The organism is Arthrobacter sp. ISL-48 (assembly GCF_018613805.1).
Lineage (GTDB): Bacteria > Actinomycetota > Actinomycetes > Actinomycetales > Micrococcaceae > Arthrobacter.
Map to the genome: position 1 here is coordinate 15,531 of NZ_JAGGPL010000004.1, position 19,328 is coordinate 34,858.

Consider the following 19,328-nt stretch of genomic DNA (forward strand, 5'->3'; position numbering starts at 1 on the left):
GAAGATGGGCTCCTGGCCGCCACCTTTCAAACCGCCACCTGTACCATCATCACCATGCCCACTGTGCTCGATATGGCAGGTCCCATCCTCGAAGTGCTGACCTGGCTATGCCTGCCCGCCGGCCTGATGCTGCTTGTTTACACAGGAATCCTGCGGCGCTTTGTGCACCCTTGGTCCGTGGCAGAGGGCGTGGTGTACGCCGATCCGAGCGGCACCGGCTTCCGCTGGTTCGACGACAAATACCGGATCCACCATGCCCCGATGTCGCCCTTTGACATCAAAGACCTGGCCGTCGGCGATACGCTGCCCATCTACTTTCACCCCAAGCGTCCCACCCAGTGGCAGACCGCAGCGCCTGAGCCTCCCGGAAAGACCGCCGTCGTCCTTGGCCGGCTGCTCACCGTGATCGGAACGGCGGCACTCATCGTGGGCACTGTGCTTCCCATGTTTTAGCCCTTGCTCCAAGGCTCTACGCGGCGAGCACCACAGCGATACCCAGCGCCCCGAGTGCCACCCCGGCGAAAGCCGTCCAGAGGACCGCGGAGGTGTCAGCGTTGACGTTTCCGCTTCTGATGCCCCGCGCGCTGGCCGAGTAGCGCCTGCGCTGGGTGAGGTAGATAGCCCCGGCGGCGGTGGTCGAAATGGCAAACAGCATCAGGATGGGCAAACCGTGATGCGGCAGCCAACGCAGGAAGAGCGCGCTGACCGTCACGAGCGTCATCATGGTGCGGCCCCATGCCAGGGTGGTCCGTTCGGGCTGCAGCCCTGGGTCACCGTGCTGGCCCACGGGCTTGCTGGCGCCGTCCACGGGCTCAGCGCCAGAGAACAAAAATCAGTACGACGGCGGCAGCCAGGGCCCCGGCCCCGGCCAGTAGTGGGACCATGAGCGGCAGTGGTAACGGCGTTTTGTTGCGCATGCTCCGCTCCACCCGGATCCAGCGCACCGCCGCGCCGGCGCTCAGCAGCATTCCGAGCAGAAGCAGCAGCACTGCCAGGCCCCTGCGGACCGGCTCCAGGAACAGATCCGCGGTAAACGCCTCAATGGCGATGCCGCCCGCCAGGAGGGCCAGCGACGTGCGGATCCAGGCCAGGAACGTCCGCTCGTTGGCGAGCGTGAAGCGGGGATCGGGTTCGGTGCCGCCAGGCAGCAGCAGCTCAGCCATTTTCGCGCGGGACGCCGGCACGCGGCCGCTCGGCGGAGTCTGGTTGCTGGACACGGTGTCAGTCTAGCGACCGGGAATGTCGGCGCCTACTTTGGGGTTGGGCCTGACATGAAACGCATCGGATTCCTCTCTTTCGGCCACTGGGGCCCCGGCCAGGGGTCCCGCACCAGGACGGCGGGCGAGGCCCTGCTCCAGGGCATCGAACTTGCGGTCGCGGCCGAGGAACTGGGAATCGACGGCGCTTTCTTCCGCGTGCACCACTTCGCACGTCAGCAAGCCTCCCCGTTCCCGCTACTTGCCGCGATTGCCGCCCGCACCAGCCGGATCGAGATGGGCACTGGCGTCATTGACATGCGCTACGAAAACCCGCTGTATATGGCGGAGGAAGCCGGGGCTACGGACCTCATCAGTGGGGGCCGGCTGCAGCTGGGCATCAGCCGGGGATCACCCGAGCCGGCGCGCAACGGGGCCGCTGCCTTCGGGTTCCGGCCGGAGGCAGGGGAGACGGACGCTGACATGGCCCGCCGCCACACCGAGCAGTTCCGGCATGCCATCAGCGGCGCCGGGGTAGTGGAAGCGGATCCACGATATGCAGGCGGCGCCGTCGGGCTGCTCCCTGTCCAGCCCCAGTCGGCGGGGCTGGCGGAGCGCATCTGGTGGGGAGCCGGGAGCCGGAAGACAGCGGTGTGGGCTGCGGGGCTGGGCATGAACCTCATGAGCTCCACCCTGCTGACGGAGGACACCGGCGTGCCTTTCGACCAGCTGCAGGCAGAGCAGATCCAGCTCTTCCGGGAGGCATGGACTGCGGCAGGGCATGGCCACGAACCCAGGATTTCGGTCAGCCGAAGCGTCCTGCCGATTGTGGACGAGGAAGACAACCGCTACTTCGCCGGCAGCGCCTTGCGGGACAGCCGCGACCAAGTGGGGATCATCGACGGGCTGACGGCGCGTTTCGGGAAGAGCTACGCAGGCCCGCCGGACCTGCTGGCGGAGCAGTTGGCGGCCGACGCTGCCGTGCAGGCGGCCGATACTCTGCTCCTTACGGTGCCCAATCAGCTCGGCGTGGATTTCAACGCCAAGATGCTCGGAAATATCGCCCGTCATATCGCGCCGGCCATCGGTTGGAGCCCGGCCCGATCCTGACGCATCCAAACCTTGAATGGCATCTGGACAGCATGCTTACTACTATGGAAGGGGAACCAATAGTGGACGGAAGCCGTTAGGCTTGTAGCGGCTTGGGGGCTTAGCGTCCACCATTAATCGTGACTACGGACTGTCATGTGACGGGAGAGAGAAATATGGCTCGCGCCGCTTTAGGCTTGACTCCATGATCCGGCTACGCCAGCTGGCACAGGCAGCATCCGTGTTAACGACGCCCTTGGCGCCCGAAGACATTCTGGCGCTTTTCAATCCTGTCTTCTCCGCGAGGCAGTTGCGGGGCGTAGTGACCCGGGTGGTCCAGGAGACCGCGCAGTCGGCCACGATCTTCTTCCGGCCCGGCCGCGGCTGGCATTCCCACTTGGCAGGCCAGTGGGCGCGGATCGGCGTCGAGCTGGACGGCGTGCGGCACTGGCGGTCCTATTCCCTCAGCGCCCCCGCGGGCAAGGATCCCGCCATCACAGTCACGGACGTCGGCGCGGTTTCCGGAACCTTGGTCCGCACCACCCGCCCCGGCGACGTCCTGTTCCTGGCCCCACCACAAGGCGACTTTGTCCTGCCGGAGCACCCCCGGCCGTTGCTGATGGTCACCGCGGGAAGCGGCATCACTCCCGTGATGTCCATGATCCGTACCCTGGTACCGCGCCGCCCCGATGCCGACGTCGTTCTGATCCACTCCGCCCGTACGCCGGGCGAGAGCCTCTTCCGGGAAGAACTGGCAGAGCTTGCCGACCAGTTCCCCAACTTTCGATTGGCCCACTGGTTTACCGGCCAGCAGGGACGCCTCGACTTCACCACCACCGCCGAGCTCGAGGAGATCTGCCCGGACTGGAAGGAACGGGCCGCATACGCGTGCGGACCGGACAGCTTCCTTGACGACGCCGAGGCCCTGTGGAAGCAGGCTTCCCTCACCACGGGCGCCACGGGTTCGGACGTGGCTGTCGTGGGCGAAGCCGGCAACCTCATGATCGAACGGTTCAACACCGCCTTCGCGGGCGGCGTCGGGCACGACGGCGGGCTGGTGACCTTTGAAGCGTCGGACCGGGAAGTGGACGCCGACGGCGACACCCCCCTTCTCGACGTCGGCGAGGACGCCGGGGTGCTGATGCCCAGCGGTTGCAGGATGGGAATCTGCCACAGCTGCCTGACCCCGCTCCTGGCCGGAAAGGTCCGTGACCTTCGCACCAACGAGGTTCACGGCGAACCCGGCCAACTGATCCAAACGTGTGTCTCGGCAGCCGCCGGACCCGTCAACCTCGAACTCTGAGGAGCATCACCGCATGTCAGTAATTTCAGCAAGCAAAGCCACCTCGACCGGAGGGGCAAGGACGCGCCCCGGAGCACTGGCGGAGTCGGGCAGCCCGACTGTCCGTCCACCCGCTGCAGCACACCTTTCCGACGAACAGGTGGCTGAGCTGGGCCGTGAACTCGACGCCATCCGCGACGAGATCCTGGCCAAGCGCGGTGCCTCTGACGCCGCCTACATCCGGCGCATGATCAAGATCCAGCGCGGGTTGGAGATCTCCGGCCGTGCTGCCCTGCTGGTCAGCAAGAACAAGGCCGCCTGGGTGGCGGGCACCACGCTGCTGAGCCTCGCCAAGATCCTCGAAAACATGGAACTCGGCCACAACATCCTGCACGGTCAGTGGGACTGGATGCGGGATCCGGACATCCATTCCACCACCTGGGAATGGGACTTTGTCACCCCGGCACGCTCCTGGCAGCACACCCACAACGATCTGCACCACCGCTGGACCAACGTCGTGGGCAAGGACAACGACGTCGGATACAACCTCCTGCGCATGGACGAGAACCAGCCGTGGACGCCCATGAACCTGGGCAACCCGGTGTACAACGCCATCCTGGCCCCCATCTTCGAGTGGGGAATCGCCATCTACGACCTTGAGCTCACAGAGTACAAGGAGGGCAAGAAGTCCAAGGAAGCCCTGCTCAAGGACCTCAAGGCGCTGGGCCGCAAGGCACTGACGCAGTTCACCAAGGACTACGCGGCGACACCGGCGGTGGCCATGCTCACCGGTTCCGGCCGGCAGGCGCTGTACGGAACCCTGACCGCCAACGCGGTCCGCAACGTCTGGGCGCACGCCGTGATTTTCTGCGGCCACTTCCCGGAGGGCACCGACACCTTCACCGAGGAGATGGTGGAAGGCGAAACACGGGGCGACTGGTACGTCCGCCAGATGATCGGCTCGGCCAACATCTCCGGCTCCAAGTTCATGCACCTCATGACAGGCAACCTGTCGCACCAGATCGAGCACCACCTCTTCCCGGACCTGCCGTCCAACAGGTATGGCGAGGTGGCCCCGCGCGTGCGTGAAATCTGCCAGCGCTACGGCCTGAAGTACACCACCGGCCCCCTCCTGAAGCAGGTGGGCTCGTCCTGGGCGAAGGTCTTCAAGCTGGCACTGCCCGGCAAGACCGCAAAAGCCTGACGAAGGCGTAACACCAGAGGAGCCCGGCATGTGCCGGGCTCCTCTGGTGTTACTGGCCGGGTTTCCTACTTTGCAAGGAAGCGCAGAAGAGCCTCGTTGACCTCCGCGGCGTGCGTCCACAGCAGGCCGTGCGGGGCGCCGTCGATCTCCACGTATTCAGCGCCAGGCAGCGCTTTGGCGAAAAGCCGTCCGGTGGAATCGATGGGCAGGATGTTGTCCGCGGTGCCGTGCACAATCAGCGCCGGGACGTCGATCTTGGGAATGTCGGCGCGGAAATCCGTCAGCCAGGTGAACTGGGCGGCCAGGGATGCCTTGGCTCCTGCTCCTGTGGCCACGTTCCAGCTGGCTTTCAGGGCTTCCTGGCTGAGTCGCGGAGTTCCCAGGAACGTGTCCGTGTTGTAGAAGTTCTTGAAGAACTCCGTCATGAACGCGAACCGGTCCACCGTCACAGCCTCAGCGAGCCCGTCAAAGACCGGCTGCGGAACCCCGTCGGGATTGTCCTCAGTCTGCAGCAGGAACGGCTCCAGTGAGCCAAGGAACGCCGCACTTGCCACGCGTTCGGAACCGTACGTGCTCAGGTACCGGGCAACCTCGCCGGTGCCCATCGAGAATCCGACCAGTACGGCATCATTGAGGTCCAGCGTGGTCAGGATGGTGTTCAGGTCTGCGGCGAAGGTGTCGTAGTCGTAGCCTTCGCTGGTCTTGCTGGACTTGCCGAACCCGCGACGGTCATACGTGATGACCCGGTAGCCTGCCTCAAGGAGGGCCGCGGTCTGCTTTTCCCAGGACGAGCCGTCCAGCGGATAGCCGTGGATCAGGACGGCCGGCTGCCCCGCACCGTGGTCTTCGTAGTAAAGCTCGATGTCAGTGCTGTTTTCGGTTCCAACGGTGATGAAAGCCATCGCGGCGGTCCTTTCGAGACTGTGGGATCGATTCGGGCGGGACGTCCGTCCCCACCCGGCACTCCCTACTCTAGGGAAGGTTTGCCCCCGCTGGCACGTACCCGCCTACTTGGAAGGCTGGGGAACCTCGCAGGCAATTTGGGGGTTGGCTCCCATGTAGTTCAAAGGGCCCGCAACGATGGTCAGGGCTACCGTGCCGGCCTGGGCGCAGGATCCCGGCATGCCGCCGAAATAGCCGCGCTGCCAGGCGGCGATGCCTCCGATGATCAGCCAGATGATGAGCAATGCTCCGATGATCCGCATGATGTCCTCCAATGGCCATTGGCCGCCTGTGCGTTCAATTATGCGCCGTTAACCGGAATCACTACATAGCCGCACGCTCTCTCACTTTCCGCTGCAAATTTCCCAACGCTCTCTCACTTTCCGCAGCAAAATCCGCATCGCTCTCTCATTGATGAGGGGCATCCGGCGTTGTACTGTTGCTGGCCGGCGTGGAGGCTGAGCCGGTCGTTGAAGACCGCTGACTCGAGCACTTCGCGGTTGACCACGAACTTCGGAGTGCGTCCGTTGGCGACGTCCACGATGGCCCGCACACAGCTGCCGCCATTGCCCAGGGGACATTTCGTCGGTCCAGGAGAGGCAGTGGGGGGACAGCGTGACGTTGTCCAAGTGAAGGAGCTCGTTGGTGACAGGCTCCTCTTCAAAGACGCCGAACCGGGCCAGGATGAGGGGAGGGTTGGCTACCCCCGCAAAGGATTCCGCAGTGACGGCCGGGGCCGCGTAGAGGATGGCGTCGTACTGCTCCATTTGGTCCGGTGTTAGTGTCTCCACCAAGGACAACACCACGGTCACCGACGCGTGGGATCCGGTTGGTTACCAGGACGCCTACAAGAAAATCTGGGGCAAATAGTCCCGGAGAGTACCGGAACTCTAAGGCGTCACTCACGAACACGCGGCCCAGCGCCCGAGAACCAAGGTTGGACATTGCACAACGAAAACAACCCCCAGGCCACCGGCCCGGCGAAGAGCACTCCGGTGAATGGTAAGGCACGCAGTGCCGGCTTCGTCGGGCTGGGGCTGATGGGTGCCCCCATGGCCGCCAATCTCCTCAAGGGCGGGTGGGCGGTCACCGCCTGGAACCGCTCCCCGGCAGCTGTCGATGACTTGGTACGGCTGGGCGGAACCCGCGCCCTGAACGTCGCTGCCCTCCGGGACGAGCCGGTGATCATTTTCATGCTCCCGGACCTCTCCTTCATCGAGGAAGCAGCCGCCGGCCTCCTGGCCGAATGGCGGTCGGCGCCACCTCAGCCCGGAACACTGGTGGTGGTCATGAGCAGCGTTTCTCCCATTGGTGTCCAGGCCTTCGGCCATGCCGTCGCCGAAGCCACCGGCGGGAACGCCACCGTGCTGGACGCTCCGGTCAGCGGCGGCACCGAAGGCGCGCAACGCGGAACCCTGGCCATTATGGCGGGTGGCCCGGCCGAGGACTTCGAGCGGCTCCGGCCGGCGTTCGAGGCGATGGGCACCACTGTCAGGCGCCTCGGCGGACTGGGTGCCGGTTCCTTGGCCAAGGCGTGCAACCAGCTGATCGTGGGAACCACGACGGCGGCACTCGCCGAGGCGGCCGAACTCGCCGAACGCCCGGGCCTGGATGTGAAGGCACTCTTTGAGGTGCTGTCCGGTGGCCTTGCGGGCAGCCGTGTGCTGGAGTTCGTGGGTCCACGCCTTGCTGCCAAGGATTATGCCCCCACGGGGCCGGCAAAGTTCATGCACAAGGACCTCTCTTTTGTCCTTGAGTCTGCCCGCTCGGCAGGTTCGGCAGTCCCGATGGCCGCTGCCGGCGTCGAACTTTATGCGGACCTCAAGCGCCAGGGCCTGGGTGATCAGGACCTGGCCGTGGTGCGGCAAGCCATTTCAAACCTCAGTGACATCAGCGCGGGCACCGCAACGAGAGGGACAGCTGCAACATGAGTTCACTTTTTGACCTGACGGGGCGCGTTCCGCTGGTGACGGGGCCCAGCAGGACTCGAGGCGTTCGAAACGACTAAGAACTCCGCCGAGTCCGGCAAGGTCCTGCTGAGCTTCGCGCCGGCCGGTTCGGGACCTGCGCCGCAACCTTCCACAGCCCCGGCGGCGGCGTGACCGCGGCAATCCGTTCTCTGGTGGTGATGGGCGTTTCGGGAAGCGGCAAGAGCGTCATCGGCCAGGGATTAGCTGCATGCGGTGCCGGTGATAAGCCTGGCTCGGAGCCGGTGCAGATGAGGCATGATGCCGTAGATCACGATCGGAACTGCGATGGTGACCAGGATAAACGTTCGCAGTACTGGGTGCAGGGTGCCGAGCCAGTCTCCGAATGCAAGGTTGATAACCGTTAGCGTCGGGAATACTGCTATCCAGATCATCACTGCCAACTGATGTTTGTTCGGCGGCGAGACTTGTGCGGTGCGGGTTATAGGTTCATTGGACATGGCTACTCCTTGAGTATTTTGTAAAGTGTTCTGGGCTTGGTGGATCTCCGGCATGGCTGGGGTCTGCGAGTCAGCCGAGCCCTCCGAGATAGCCAACATCCTGAACCGCGGAATTGTGCTGGACCACGGCATTCCGATTGAGCCCGAGCAGGGCCGCCTGTGTCCCGGTTCCGCTTTTGGGCAAGTACGTGAACAGACGGAGCCTCGGAAATTGTGGGACTACCAATACCACGGGGTCGAAGCTGAGCCGGCCCAGGGTCGTGTGGTCATAGACGACGTCAACGTGGTACGAATCGCCCACCACCTGCCGTTGCCACAGCTCACGGAAGGCCTCCGAGACCTCGCGTAGGCCGCGTGCCATGATTTCGAACGTGGGGTCGTCGGGAAACTTGGCCGACTGCGCCCGGAACTGAGCCACCATGGAACGGGCCATCATCTCTTGGTGCACATGTGCTCGGGCAAGCTTTTGGTCAGTGAAGAACCGTTGCAGGCAGCTTGCGCCTATGCGCGTGTCGAAGGTGCTGGCGGCGGCAGAGTTCATGGCTACTACCGTCCAGAAGGGATCCGAGATGTAGCTGGGGTTGGCCATGGCATCCACCAGTTGCTGTAGAAGCTCGAGCCTGCCGTCGTCGGCTACCGGGGGTTGGACGGCAGGCAGGGTGGCAGATTTCTCCTGTGAGCGGCGCCCGGAGGCAAGCCGACGGACATACGTTCGGTCCTCGGGGCTGAGCCGAAGAGCGTTCGCGATGGCGTCAAGGATTTCCTCTGAAGCGCCTATCGCCCGTCCCTGCTCCAGCCAGGTGTACCAAGACACACCTACGTTAGCGAGGACCGCTACTTCTTCCCGGCGGAGTCCGGGCGTCCGGCGTCGGGTACTGGCAGGTAATCCGATGTCCTCGGGGCGGGTCTGTTCTCGGCGGGTGCGGAGGAAGTTGCCAAGGCGCACATGGTTGGACGAGGGGTGATCTGTACGCATGGATACTCCAGTATTGACGCGTGTCCGGCCGGCCACTCTATAGTGGTCGGCCGGACGAAGCTGTGAGCAGGGTCTTGCTTCCGGTCCATGGGATTCGCGGCTATTGCAGGACGCGGTCCCCTTCGGAGCGGACGTCCAGCAGCGCATATTCCTCTGAGGCCAGGCGTGTGGCGTCTTCCGGGGCCATGCGCGGGTTGAGGTTGAGCAGGGAGGCGATCTGCCTGAGCCGTTCCTCCACCGAGCCGGAAACGACGTGGAATGGGATGCCCAGTTCGTCCATGGTCCGTTGCAGGATTGAATCGGACATGTTCCGGAACTGGTCATTGACCGGGCGGTGCCCATCGGCAGAAAGCGGTAACTCGTTCTTCAGGTGGACAAAGACGTCGAAGGAGTCCTTTACGTGCCTCTTGAAGCTGTTGCCGAGGCTCGCCATCACCTCTTCGAAGAACGCCAGTTCCGCCGTCTTCTCAACTGTTTCCCACGCCTTCAGCTGTGCCGAAGCGCTGGGGTTCAAGCCGAGAGAAACCCGCACTGATCCGTAGATCCATTCCTGCAGGGAGGAACCGTCCGAAATGAAGCCGTCCGACAGCCTGTCCTCATACACGGCCCGTTCCACGTGACGCGTCACGATCATCTGAATGAGCTCCGCCGCGGTGCATTCCTCAAGTGTCTTGCCCGGCGCGGCCTCGGGCAGAATTTCCCTCATGGTCCTGGCCCTGGTCCGAGGCAATCCCATGTAATGGGACAGGGCTATGGACGTGAACGTCTTGCCCGAGGAATAGGTACCCGAAATACCGATGCGCACAGCGTCCGCCCTAGTCGTTGACGAGTTGGAGGGTACCAGCGGCGCTGAGCTTACCGGCGAAGTCGATGGCTGCGTCGGTGAGCTCGGCCTCGGCAACCACACGCGTGCCGTCCACGTCTCCGTTGAGGACCGTAGGGGCGAAGCGGACATGCGTTGCGTCCTCGATGCCCACGAAGTTCAGCCAGTCAGCGAAAAAGGTACTGCTGAAATCAGAACCGAAGGCTGCCGGAACCCCGGGGGCGTATACACCGCTGGTGTGGATCGCGAGGGCCTGCTTGCCCTCCATCAGGCCGCGGTAGCCCTTTTCCGGGTCGAAACCGAAGCTCCAACCTGGCTGGGTAATGATGTCGATCCACTGCTTCAGGACGTAGGGGACGCCGGCATTCCACATGGGGATGTTGAAGACATAGGCGTCGGCGGCGGCGAACTGGTCGAAAACGGCCCGGGCTGTTTCCCATGCGGTGATCTGCTCCGGTGTCTGGTCCTGGCCGGAAAAAACAGCCATCTTGGCGGCGGCTGCGGTGCGGCCGAAAACGGGCAGCGCACCGTCGTTGAACAGGTCCAGGGTCTCCAGCTCAAAGCTCTCCGGGCCGGCAGCCTGGACGGAATCGATGAAATGCCGGGCTAGCCGTAGCGAATCACTGTTGGCGTAGCGGGGAGAGGCGTTGATGTGGAGGATGGTAGGCATTGGCTTCCTTTCAAAGCTTTGCTGAGGGGACACTCTGGTGCCCCGCTATCGATCCTGACCTAAGCCTCAGCGGGGCGTAAGAACGCACTATTTTGTGCTTAGGGCACTTCAAAGTGCCCTTGCCTCGGGGTTTGCGGCGCGTTTTCCTTCTCCATCAACCCCCAAGTATGCTGGGCCCCACAAGTCAATCGGATGAGAAGAGTATTGGGGAAATGACTCTCACGGCTGAACAAAAACGTCAGACAGTGCAGAAGCACTACAACGCCTCCTTGGACCTTTGCCCGGCACGCCAACTGCTTGAAGCGATCAGCAGTAAATGGGTGACGCTGGTAATGCTGGCCTTGGTGGATGGCCAGCAACGCCACAGCAACCTCCGCAAGCGGATTCCCGGTGCCAGCCAAAAGATGCTTACATCCACGCTGCGCTCCCTGGAACGTGACGGACTGGTTTCGCGGCACGTCACGGTGTCTGTTCCCGTGCGCACAGACTACGAGCTCACGCCCCGTGGCCACTCCCTTCTCGGAATCGTCTTTGAAATGAAGGAATGGGCCGAGGAGAACATGGATGACGTGGCTGCGTCCCGCATGGAGCACGACAGGCACAAGCTGGCCTTCAACTAGCACCAGGTCTCCGGCATGCACCTGTTTTGCCTTCATCACGCAGGCGGAACTACAGCGAGTTTCGCGGCCTGGCGCTTCCCCGGTGTCGACGTCACCAAACTGGCGTACCGGGGGAGAGACTTCGGGTCTATAGCTGAAGCCGCGGATGTCCTTGCCAAGCGGATGGAAGAGTCACCGTCGTCGCGGCTGGCCCTCTACGGCCACAGCATGGGGGCGGTCCTCGCATTCGAGATAGCGCTTCGGCTCCAGGATGCCGGCCGGGAGGAGCACGTCTTCCTTGCGGCCGTTCGTCCGCCGTTTGAAGCGCTCGACGGCGGTGCCGCGGCACCTTCGATATCGGCTACGGCAGTTGCCGCAGCTCGCGCTTCCGGTGTCTCCGCCGCCGGTACGCTGTCCGAGCGTGCCCGCGAAGTCCTGCTTGAGGACCTGGCGCTCCTGGCGACGTATCCGGGCATTCCGCCGGGAGTGGCAGCTGAGGGTCCCGGCCACCATCCTCTACAGCACTGACGACCCCCTGGTCCCAGCTCGCGACTCCGTGCGCTGGGCATCTTGGTGCTCGACGGTACCCCGGCTGGTAGAGGTTCCAGGCGGCGGTCACCTCTTCCACCGTGCCAACCCGGAGGTGCTGGAGATCGTGGAAACGACGCTGTCCCCGGTGCGGCAGGCTGATCCTGCGTCCCCGGGGACACCGTCGGCGTTAGTAGTGTGAGTTGCTAGGCTCCCGCGGTGACGAGTTCGCGGTCTATGGTGGAGCGCCCCGCGGCGAAGATGGCCGCCATGTGGGCAACTCTCCTGCCGAGATGTTCGGCTGTGGCGATGTCGGCGGGATGAACGCCTTCGATGCCTACGTCCGAGAACGTTTGGGCTGCGGCCCCGTTGAAGTACCCGAAGCGGTTGAGGTCGTTTTCGGTCCCCTTGGTGCTCTTCCAGCCTGGGAGCAGGCCCAGGTTGATCCAGTTCATTCCATGCTGCGCGGCAAAGGTGGAGAAGTAATCCAGGGTGGAATTCTTGTCTCCGGCCTTGCACGCCGCGTTCGTGAAACCGGCCCCAAGTTTGTTGTGCCACTTCTGCACCGCCCAGCGGCCCGCGGTCTTCTCGGCGAAGGCATGGAACGCCGACGGTGCGGTGCCCATATAGGTCGGGGCGCCGAAGATGATGGCGTCGGCCTCGTCGATGAAATTCCAGGATTCTTCAGTCATCGCGGCCACCGGCAGGAGGGCGGTGACGGCACCGCTCGCGGCGGCCGCACCAACCACTGCGTCTGCCAGAACCTTGGTGTGGCCGGAGCCTGAATAGTAAACAACTGCAACTGTTGGCTTGGTCACGGATATCCTCTTTCTTGGTGTGCTCGGAGTGTTGTCGGGTCTTATGAAGGTTGTGGCTAGACGGCCGGCTGTAGGGCCAGTTTCTGCATGAATATGCTCGCTGCAGTGTGGGCATTGCCTGCATCAGCCAGCTCAAACTCGTCGACCCGCACCCCGAACTTGTTACTGAGGATCACGGCGGCCTCAACGAGCGAGAGTGAGTCGATGTCCAGGTCCGTGAATGAGTCGTCCGGTCCCATTTGGCTGAGCTCGTCCATGGTAGAGCGGATCGCATCGACGACGTCCAGGGCGGTAATTTCCATTGGTTTCCCCTATGTGCAGGTGGCCCGGGATAGCCGGCGCCACGGTGGTCCTGCAGGGCCGCCGGCCCTGCAGGATTTCGGATGTGCGCCCTAGTGTGGGTCCACAACCGAGATTGATGGCCAGGTCATGGCGATGGCGCCCCAGGTGGTTCCTCCACCAAAGGCAGTCAGGACCACCTTGTCACCAGGGATTCTGTGGCCCTTGGTTCCCGCGTTGGTCATAGCCAAAGGAATCGAAGCGGCTGAAGTATTGCCCACCCTGTCCAGGTGAATTTCGGCCTTCGAGCCCGGGATGCCCGTCACGGAGGCAACGGTGCTCAGGATCCGGAGGTTCGCCTGGTGCGCGATCAGGGAATCCACCTCGTCCGCAGTCCAGCCCACCCTCGCCAGAACGGTTTCTACGGAATCTGACATCGCAGAGACGGCCTGGGTGAACACCTCCTTACCCTGCATCTCGAAGAAGGCCCCGGCGCTGCGCGGCACCTGGATGAGCGTTTCGGCCGTGCCGTCCGAGTGGAGAGTGGAGGCCAGGACAGCGCCCGGCTCGCCGGAAGTTCCGGCTGAGAGGTAGGCAGCGCCTGCGCCATCCCCGAAGATGACGGACGTTGTCCGGTCCCTGGGATTGAGCAAGCGGGTGAACGTGTCCGCCCCGATGACGAGGGCGGAGTCCACGGAACCTGAGCTGATGGCCCAAGAAGCCGTAGCCAGGGCGTATATAAACCCGGAGCAAACAGCGGCGATGTCATAGGCGGCGATGCCATAGAGCCCCAGGTTGGCCGCAACCTTCGGTGCCGTCGCCGGGCAGATTTTGTCCGGCGTCGACGTCGCTACAATCAGCAGCCCAGCGGAGGCGACGCCGGCACTCGCCAAGGCGCGCTTTGCCGCTGTCGTGGCGAGGACGCTCGTGCTCTCGGTATCGTTCGAATGGCGGCGTTCGGAGATGCCGGTGCGGCGCCTGATCCATTCGTCCGAGGTATCCATGCGGGTGGACAGATCGTGGTTGCTGACCACTCTCTCAGGAAGCGCACCGCCCAGACCCCGGATGACGGCGGTTACTGCGCTCATTGATCGGCCCCTGTGGCCTGGGCGGCAAAGGAAGCGGGCAGACGGTGAGCCACGCTGCAAACTACTTCCCCGGCGTCGAACGTTCCCACGACATTGGCGCAGCGCCACGATTCGCCATTCTTCACAATCATCCGGTTCTTGCTCAGCCGTGCGGCCAGGCCAGTTCCGGGCGCGTCCGTCATGTTAGAGCGCGGACGGTCGAGTGTGATGCGGGTCTTGCGCATCCAAAGCGTGTTGCTGTCTTCGCGGTTCACGGCGTCGAGCCGGTAGAGCAGCACCTGCCCCAGTTGGAGGGTAGCAACGAAGTACTCGACGGCGGAGAGGGCCTGGAAATAGGCGGCCTCCAGCCCCCGTCGGTCGGCTTTGTTAAGGGAGGGGTCCTGGCTGAACGAGAGGAGGGCGTGTGCGGTTCCGTCCTCAGGGTCAAGCAGTACGTCTGACAGCGACACCTGCCGTTCTGCCCAGAGCCCGCCGTAAGGGCGTGTGCCGGCGGAACCAACCAAGGCTTCTTCGGACGGCGACTGGACGGATGCGAGTCCGAGTTCGGCCGAAGGATGGGCCACTTCCAGTGTGGCAGTCATGGATGCCACCGTGCATCGAAGCACTGAGGTGGATCCCTCAGTCGTCCTTTGCAGAGTTGCCCGGCATTCAAGGTGACCGAGCGTTCCCTCTACTGGTTCATTCCCGCCGGAGATGGTCACCGATTCCAAGTGGGCCTTTGGCAAAATCTCGGGAGAATAGCGGCTGGCCAGCATGGCCTCTGCCATTCGGCAGGCAAGGACAATCACATCCGTCGTACCCAAATGTGGGGTCTGCTCCGAGTCCCCTTTCACGGACCAGACTCCCCGCATTGCTAACCGGGCACTGGCCGTGAGCGTGGACCCTGACTCAGTGTGGGTCACCCGGAGGTCATGCAGCTGCGGATTGGTGGACTTGTAGCCCTGGCTAAAGAAGCGATGGCGTCCATCGCCCAGGATGTCGTCGATGGAGGCGTAACTCTCAATGGCGGAGCGCGTAGCAAGTGGCATGGGTGTTCCTTGGATCGTCATCGGCGGTGATCCAAGGATTCTCTATGACGCTGCCGGTAACCAGTGTCCCGTGATGGTAGTGCTGAGAGCACCACCATCCGGCGTTGCAAAACTCAACCGCAGCGATCTCATGGATACCGAAGCCGCGGAGCAGCCGCATAACCACGGACGCTCTCTCACTTTCTGCAGGAAATACCCCAACGCTCTCTCACCCACCGCCCGTCTTGTCTCGCCGGCGGCGCTGATGGTGGGAGTCATGCCTGATTTGTAGGCAGCCAAACTATCGCCCGGACTTACCCGATATGGATTGCGCCTGTGAAAGCTGCTGACGGATTTCGAGTGAGGGACAGCACCGGACGGCCCCCAATGATCCGCCCGGTGCTGTGGTTCCCACCCCTCTGTGCGCTACCCGTCGTAGTGGGTTCGTGCGGGCCCCTTGCCCAAGGCGTTGACCACCGCCGCTGCCACATCGTGCAGCTTGGAGTTGCGGGTGTTGGACGCGGCCTTGAGGATATTGAAGGCATCGTCCTGGCTGCAGCGGTTCTGGGCCATGATGATGCCTACAGCCATATCGATCACCGTGCGCGACTCGAGAGTGGCGCGCAGGTTCGCCGCCGTCTCGCTGTAATGCGCGAACCGCACGGCAAGCCGCAGGGCTAGTGAGGTCTGGCTGACGAAATCCTGGGCGAATTCCAGGACGCGTCCTTCGAAACGGTAGGGCCGTCTGGAGTAGAGCAGCAGCGCGGCCTTGGTTTCCCCCTCCAGCTGGAACGGAAGGGCCAGGACTGAACGGATCTTCTCGGCCAGGACCGCCTCGGAGTACTCCGGCCAGCGAGGCTCTTCCGCCGTATCAGGAAGGTGGATTGTCACCTGCTCCAGGGACGCGGCCATGCTGGGCGTGTCGCTGAACTGGTACTCGATCCGGCCGATCTCCTGGGCTTCGGGTCCACTGCTGGCGATAGTGGCACCCTTCCGCCTGCGAAGAAGCGCGATGCTGCACAGCACTTCATTGCCGGGTTCGGAGAGGTTGCGCGCGGATACCCGGGCAAGCTCGTTGAGGAAGTCCTCAACATCAGGGCTGTTGAGGACCAGTTCATGCAGATGCTCCGTGACGGATGTATCAGGTTTTGCTGTTGACTCGCTGGCCAAGATTCTTGGTGCCATTCGCTCAGGTCAAAACGAGCCGGCAACGTACCGCCCGCCCTGCTGGGTGAGGGTGGTAGGGGTCGCTGGATCGACGAACTTTCCAACGGCCTGCTGCTAAACCGATATGCAGAAGTATATACACGCTTCGGTCGTGCCAACGTCACCTTGCAAGCCTCGGACCCAACTGAGACCCCTGGACGTTGGTCCAGGGGTCTCAGCAGCTCCACCTCATTGTGGGAAGAGGGGTTCTGGCCTGCCGGTTCTGACGCCGGCAGGCCAGGGGTCAGAACCTTGACGTACTGGTAGAGGTGGTTGTTGTTGTGGCGAGTGGGTTCCCGGCTATGTCTGACAGGCCCGACGATGGGGTGTAGCCGGGGAATCCGGTGGCGACGCTAGTGGCGACCGTCCCGGTTTTGGTGCCGAGGACGATGGTGAGCTTGAGGGTCGTCGGATCCCATTGAACAGACGACTTGTTGCTCCCGGTACCTTGGAACGTTGCCGTACCCGAGGCGATGTAGTTTCCGCCCAGGTTTACGGTCCCGATATTGAGGGTGCAGGTCCCGCTGGAGACCGTCAGGGTGTCGTTGGTCCCGTTGTTCGTCAGCGTGACCGCCACGGTGTCTCCGTTGGCATTCAGAGCCTGTATCGCTGTTCCGGTGTTGTTCCAGGTGCCGCAGAACTTGGTGGCATCCATGCGTTCCGAATAGGTGATGATTACTGAGTCTCCGACATCGGTGGTACCCGCGGTACCACCGTTCGTCAGTGCAACAGCAGTGACCGTGGGCGGTGCAACATCCTTCGTGTTTGTAGCTGTGCCCGCGGCACTGACGTTGAGGGCCGGGTCAGTTGCTGTTGCCGAGTACGCAATAACACCAGGGTTGAATCCGGTCAGGTCAAGCCCGCTGACGGACCAGCTTCCCGAGCCATTGGCAGTGACAGTCTGGCTGGTGGAGTGAGTGGGGGAACCGGCGTCGGTGATGGTGAGCGTGACCGATGCCCCCGCATCGGACGTGCCGGTGACCGTGACGTTGCCGACGTTAGCAGCATTCACAGAGGGAGGAGGTGTGATGACCGGAGTGGCGGAAATCGTGTCCTTCGTGTTGGTCGCTGTTGCGATGGCGCTAATGTTGCCCGCCACATCGGTGGCAGTCACCTTGTAAGTGACCGTGCCCTGATTCAGCGTGGTCAGGTTGAGTGCGGTGGCGGACCATGCGCCAGTACCGTCAGCGGTTCTAGTTTGTGACACCGTGTGTGCTGTTCCGGGGTCCGTGACGGTCAGGGTGACTGTTGCTCCGGCCTCGGCGGTGCCGCTGACGGGGACGTTGGCCACATTGGCGGCACTGACGACCGTTGGAACGCTGATCGTCGGAAGCCCGGGGGCGAGCGTGTCTTTGGTCCTACTGACGCTGGCTGAAGTCCCGGTGTTGCCGGCTGCGTCGGTTGCGGTGGCTGTGTAAGCGACCGCTCCGTCGTTGAGTGTGGTCAGGTTGAGCCCGGTGGCTGACCACGCACCGCCGCCGCTGGCCGTCGCAGTTTGAGACACCGAGTGGGCGGCCCCTGCGTCGGTGACGACCAGGGCTACTGACGCGCCGGCCTCTGCCGAGCCATTGACCGGAACGTTGGCAACGTTAGCGGCGTTGACGTAGGCCGGGGCAGAGATCACTGGGGCAGCGGGGGCGACTGTGTCCTTGATGCTGGTGACAGACACGGTAGACCCGGTGTTGCCGGCTGCGTCGGTGGCTTTGGCGGTGTATGTGACGGTGCCTTGGTTGAGGGAGGTCAGATTGAGACCGGTAGCGGTCCATGCTCCCACGCCGCTGGTTGTCAGTGTCTGCGTCACTGTGTGTGCCGGGACGGTATCGGAAACCGTGAGGGTCACCGTTGATCCTGGCTCGGCTGTGCCACTGACGGGGACAACGGACACGTTGGCGATGTTCACATAAGTGGGCACGATGATGGAGGGCGTTGCTGGTGCCACCGTATCAATGTTGACGGCAAGATTCTGGGCGGCGCTTGCGTTGCCCGCATTATCCGTCGCGAAATAGGACACGGTGTGCGTACCGTCACCGCTCACGGTGACGGCGGCACTGGCGGCGGTCACCGTCGTCGGGCTGCCGGAATCAACCGTGTAGGTGATCGAGGCTACGCCCGATCCGCCGGCGTTGTCCTGGGCTGTGAGGTTGACGACGACGGGGCTGCTGTTGTTGACGCCGGATGCGTTGGGCGTCGGGGAAATGGACGCCACGGAGGCCACCGGTGGCGTGCTGTCAGTAGTTACCCCGTCGCTGCGTGGGCTTTCGATGCCGTTCCAGAGCGCGATCGCCGGCGTGACGGTGTAGTACCACGTACCGGCGGGGACGTTTTGTTCCGCGCAGCTGAGGACCGTGATGGTGCCGGCGCAAGCGCCTGTTGCCGGGATTCTAGATTCGCTCGTGGCTGAGTTGTAGCGCGCCACGGTGTAACCCGTGACCGCACGGCTGCCCGTCGTCGAGCTGGCGGCCCAGCTCACGGTGATATCGGCTCCGGAGGCGGAGGCGGATGGCTTGCTTCCAGGCATGACGACGTCGCCAGCCGCGGCGGCGAAGTTGCTGCTGCTGATGGACTGCCAGAACGCGTAGGCCGCGGATCCGATTCCGGACACCAAGAGGATTCCGATCATCACCCAGGGGGCGCGGGTCCTCAGCCAGCCGGCGCGGGGCATCTGGTGCCGTGGTTGAGTGCTCATTTTCGGACCGCCAACGTGACTGGAAGGTGGAAGGTGGCGCCCTGGCAGGCTGACTGCGACGTCGCGTCCATACTCGCCGCCCCGGGAAGAGTGATCAAGGTGCTCGAATTCGCTGCGATGGAAACGGTAGGGCTGAGGGGACTGGCGGTGCCCGTGAAGGTGACGCCCGTGGTGGTGCAGGAATTATGGGCGTCGTCAGCAGTGGCTGCGCCGTTGTTGGTGACGCTGTACACCTGGACGGAATAGGGGTTGGGATTGTTTACCCGCAACACGACGTCTGCAGTCCCGCCGGGAATCAGGGTTGACGCCGGAGTGTCACCAGAAACGAGTGCCTCGACAGTGACGGTCTGCATGTCTCCAACTCCAGCGGAGCCGCCGCCGGAGCCGTCCGTGGCCCAGTACGCATATGCCGTCCCCGCACCGATTGCCAAAGACAGCACGCCCGTCAGGACTGTCACTTTGACACTGCGGTCGCGGCTGGCCCTTATCCATCCCATGGAATTCATC

Annotated in this window: 22 protein-coding genes; 7 read left to right on the forward strand and 15 right to left on the reverse strand. The window is 63.4% G+C overall.

The genetic code is table 11. From position 1 onward, the window contains the following. Positions 1–54 precede the first annotated feature (54 nt). The gene (locus J7E83_RS08900) at positions 55–453 is read left to right on the forward strand and encodes a hypothetical protein (protein ID WP_214961161.1); all 399 of its coding nucleotides are present in this window, start codon (positions 55–57) and stop codon (positions 451–453) included. Between the two features lie 16 nt (positions 454–469). On the opposite strand, the gene J7E83_RS08905 is transcribed toward J7E83_RS08900, so the two are convergent. Next, positions 470–808 (reverse strand): DUF202 domain-containing protein, encoded by a 339-nt coding sequence (locus tag J7E83_RS08905; RefSeq protein WP_214961164.1) that lies wholly within the window; start codon positions 806–808, stop codon positions 470–472. A 4-nt stretch (positions 809–812) separates the two neighbouring features. Then, a complete protein-coding gene (locus tag J7E83_RS08910; protein WP_214961407.1) occupies positions 813–1,163 on the reverse strand; it encodes a YidH family protein in 351 nt (116 codons plus the stop codon). A gap of 108 nt (positions 1,164–1,271) precedes the next feature. Between J7E83_RS08910 and J7E83_RS08915 the strand changes: the two genes are divergently transcribed. From J7E83_RS08915 to J7E83_RS08925, 3 genes are all read left to right on the forward strand, one after another. Next, positions 1,272–2,306 carry an LLM class flavin-dependent oxidoreductase gene (locus tag J7E83_RS08915; protein ID WP_214961166.1) on the forward strand — a complete coding sequence of 345 codons (1,035 nt, stop codon included), beginning with the start codon at positions 1,272–1,274 and terminating at the stop codon, positions 2,304–2,306. Between the two features lie 184 nt (positions 2,307–2,490). After that, complete coding sequence (locus J7E83_RS08920) at positions 2,491–3,588, forward strand: ferredoxin reductase (protein ID WP_214961167.1); 1,098 nt, start codon at positions 2,491–2,493, stop codon at positions 3,586–3,588. Between the two features lie 13 nt (positions 3,589–3,601). Beyond that, entirely contained in the window at positions 3,602–4,771 is a 1,170-nt protein-coding gene (locus J7E83_RS08925) for an acyl-CoA desaturase (protein ID WP_214961169.1), read from the forward strand. Between the two features lie 65 nt (positions 4,772–4,836). Here J7E83_RS08925 and J7E83_RS08930 read toward each other — a convergent pair whose 3' ends face one another. Both J7E83_RS08930 and J7E83_RS08935 read right to left on the reverse strand, forming a co-directional pair. Beyond that, complete coding sequence (locus J7E83_RS08930; RefSeq protein ID WP_214961171.1) at positions 4,837–5,673, reverse strand: alpha/beta fold hydrolase; 837 nt, start codon at positions 5,671–5,673, stop codon at positions 4,837–4,839. Between the two features lie 105 nt (positions 5,674–5,778). Further along, positions 5,779–5,976: a hypothetical protein gene (locus tag J7E83_RS08935; protein ID WP_214961173.1), complete on the reverse strand. Its 198-nt coding sequence runs from the start codon at positions 5,974–5,976 to the stop codon at positions 5,779–5,781. Between the two features lie 732 nt (positions 5,977–6,708). Here J7E83_RS08935 and J7E83_RS08940 point away from each other — a divergent pair. Continuing rightward, entirely contained in the window at positions 6,709–7,644 is a 936-nt protein-coding gene (locus J7E83_RS08940) for an NAD(P)-dependent oxidoreductase (protein WP_214961409.1), read from the forward strand. Between the two features lie 239 nt (positions 7,645–7,883). Here J7E83_RS08940 and J7E83_RS08945 read toward each other — a convergent pair whose 3' ends face one another. From J7E83_RS08945 to J7E83_RS08960, 4 genes are all read right to left on the reverse strand, one after another. Continuing rightward, positions 7,884–8,141 (reverse strand): hypothetical protein, encoded by a 258-nt coding sequence (locus J7E83_RS08945; protein WP_214961175.1) that lies wholly within the window; start codon positions 8,139–8,141, stop codon positions 7,884–7,886. 70 nt (positions 8,142–8,211) lie between these two features. Next, a complete protein-coding gene (locus J7E83_RS08950) occupies positions 8,212–9,117 on the reverse strand; it encodes a helix-turn-helix transcriptional regulator (RefSeq protein ID WP_214961177.1) in 906 nt (301 codons plus the stop codon). Between the two features lie 100 nt (positions 9,118–9,217). Further along, positions 9,218–9,922, reverse strand: a complete 705-nt coding sequence (locus J7E83_RS08955) for an AAA family ATPase (protein ID WP_214961179.1) — start codon at positions 9,920–9,922, stop codon at positions 9,218–9,220. Positions 9,923–9,932: 10 nt separating this feature from the next. Then, positions 9,933–10,610 (reverse strand): FMN-dependent NADH-azoreductase, encoded by a 678-nt coding sequence (locus tag J7E83_RS08960; protein WP_214961187.1) that lies wholly within the window; start codon positions 10,608–10,610, stop codon positions 9,933–9,935. 212 nt (positions 10,611–10,822) lie between these two features. Between J7E83_RS08960 and J7E83_RS08965 the strand changes: the two genes are divergently transcribed. Then, complete coding sequence (locus J7E83_RS08965) at positions 10,823–11,230, forward strand: helix-turn-helix domain-containing protein (RefSeq protein ID WP_214961189.1); 408 nt, start codon at positions 10,823–10,825, stop codon at positions 11,228–11,230. 15 nt (positions 11,231–11,245) lie between these two features. Then, a complete protein-coding gene (locus J7E83_RS08970; RefSeq protein WP_214961191.1) occupies positions 11,246–11,737 on the forward strand; it encodes a thioesterase II family protein in 492 nt (163 codons plus the stop codon). A 206-nt stretch (positions 11,738–11,943) separates the two neighbouring features. Here J7E83_RS08970 and J7E83_RS08975 read toward each other — a convergent pair whose 3' ends face one another. From J7E83_RS08975 to J7E83_RS09005, 7 genes are all read right to left on the reverse strand, one after another. Then, entirely contained in the window at positions 11,944–12,555 is a 612-nt protein-coding gene (locus J7E83_RS08975; RefSeq protein WP_214961193.1) for a flavodoxin family protein, read from the reverse strand. A 56-nt stretch (positions 12,556–12,611) separates the two neighbouring features. Continuing rightward, the gene (locus tag J7E83_RS08980; RefSeq protein ID WP_214961196.1) at positions 12,612–12,857 is read right to left on the reverse strand and encodes an acyl carrier protein; all 246 of its coding nucleotides are present in this window, start codon (positions 12,855–12,857) and stop codon (positions 12,612–12,614) included. Positions 12,858–12,947: 90 nt separating this feature from the next. Then, complete coding sequence (locus J7E83_RS08985; protein ID WP_214961198.1) at positions 12,948–13,922, reverse strand: beta-ketoacyl-ACP synthase III; 975 nt, start codon at positions 13,920–13,922, stop codon at positions 12,948–12,950. Continuing rightward, a complete protein-coding gene (locus J7E83_RS08990; protein WP_214961200.1) occupies positions 13,919–14,950 on the reverse strand; it encodes an AvrD family protein in 1,032 nt (343 codons plus the stop codon). Before J7E83_RS08990 ends, J7E83_RS08985 begins: the two co-directional genes overlap by 4 nt. Positions 14,951–15,355: 405 nt before the next feature. After that, entirely contained in the window at positions 15,356–16,099 is a 744-nt protein-coding gene (locus J7E83_RS08995) for a GAF and ANTAR domain-containing protein (protein ID WP_214961412.1), read from the reverse strand. Between the two features lie 280 nt (positions 16,100–16,379). Further along, positions 16,380–18,821, reverse strand: a complete 2,442-nt coding sequence (locus J7E83_RS09000) for an OmpL47-type beta-barrel domain-containing protein (protein ID WP_214961202.1) — start codon at positions 18,819–18,821, stop codon at positions 16,380–16,382. After that, positions 18,818–19,327, reverse strand: coding sequence for a hypothetical protein (locus J7E83_RS09005; RefSeq protein ID WP_251043669.1), 510 nt, complete (start codon positions 19,325–19,327; stop codon positions 18,818–18,820). Before J7E83_RS09005 ends, J7E83_RS09000 begins: the two co-directional genes overlap by 4 nt. Between the last annotated feature and the right edge of the window lies 1 nt (position 19,328).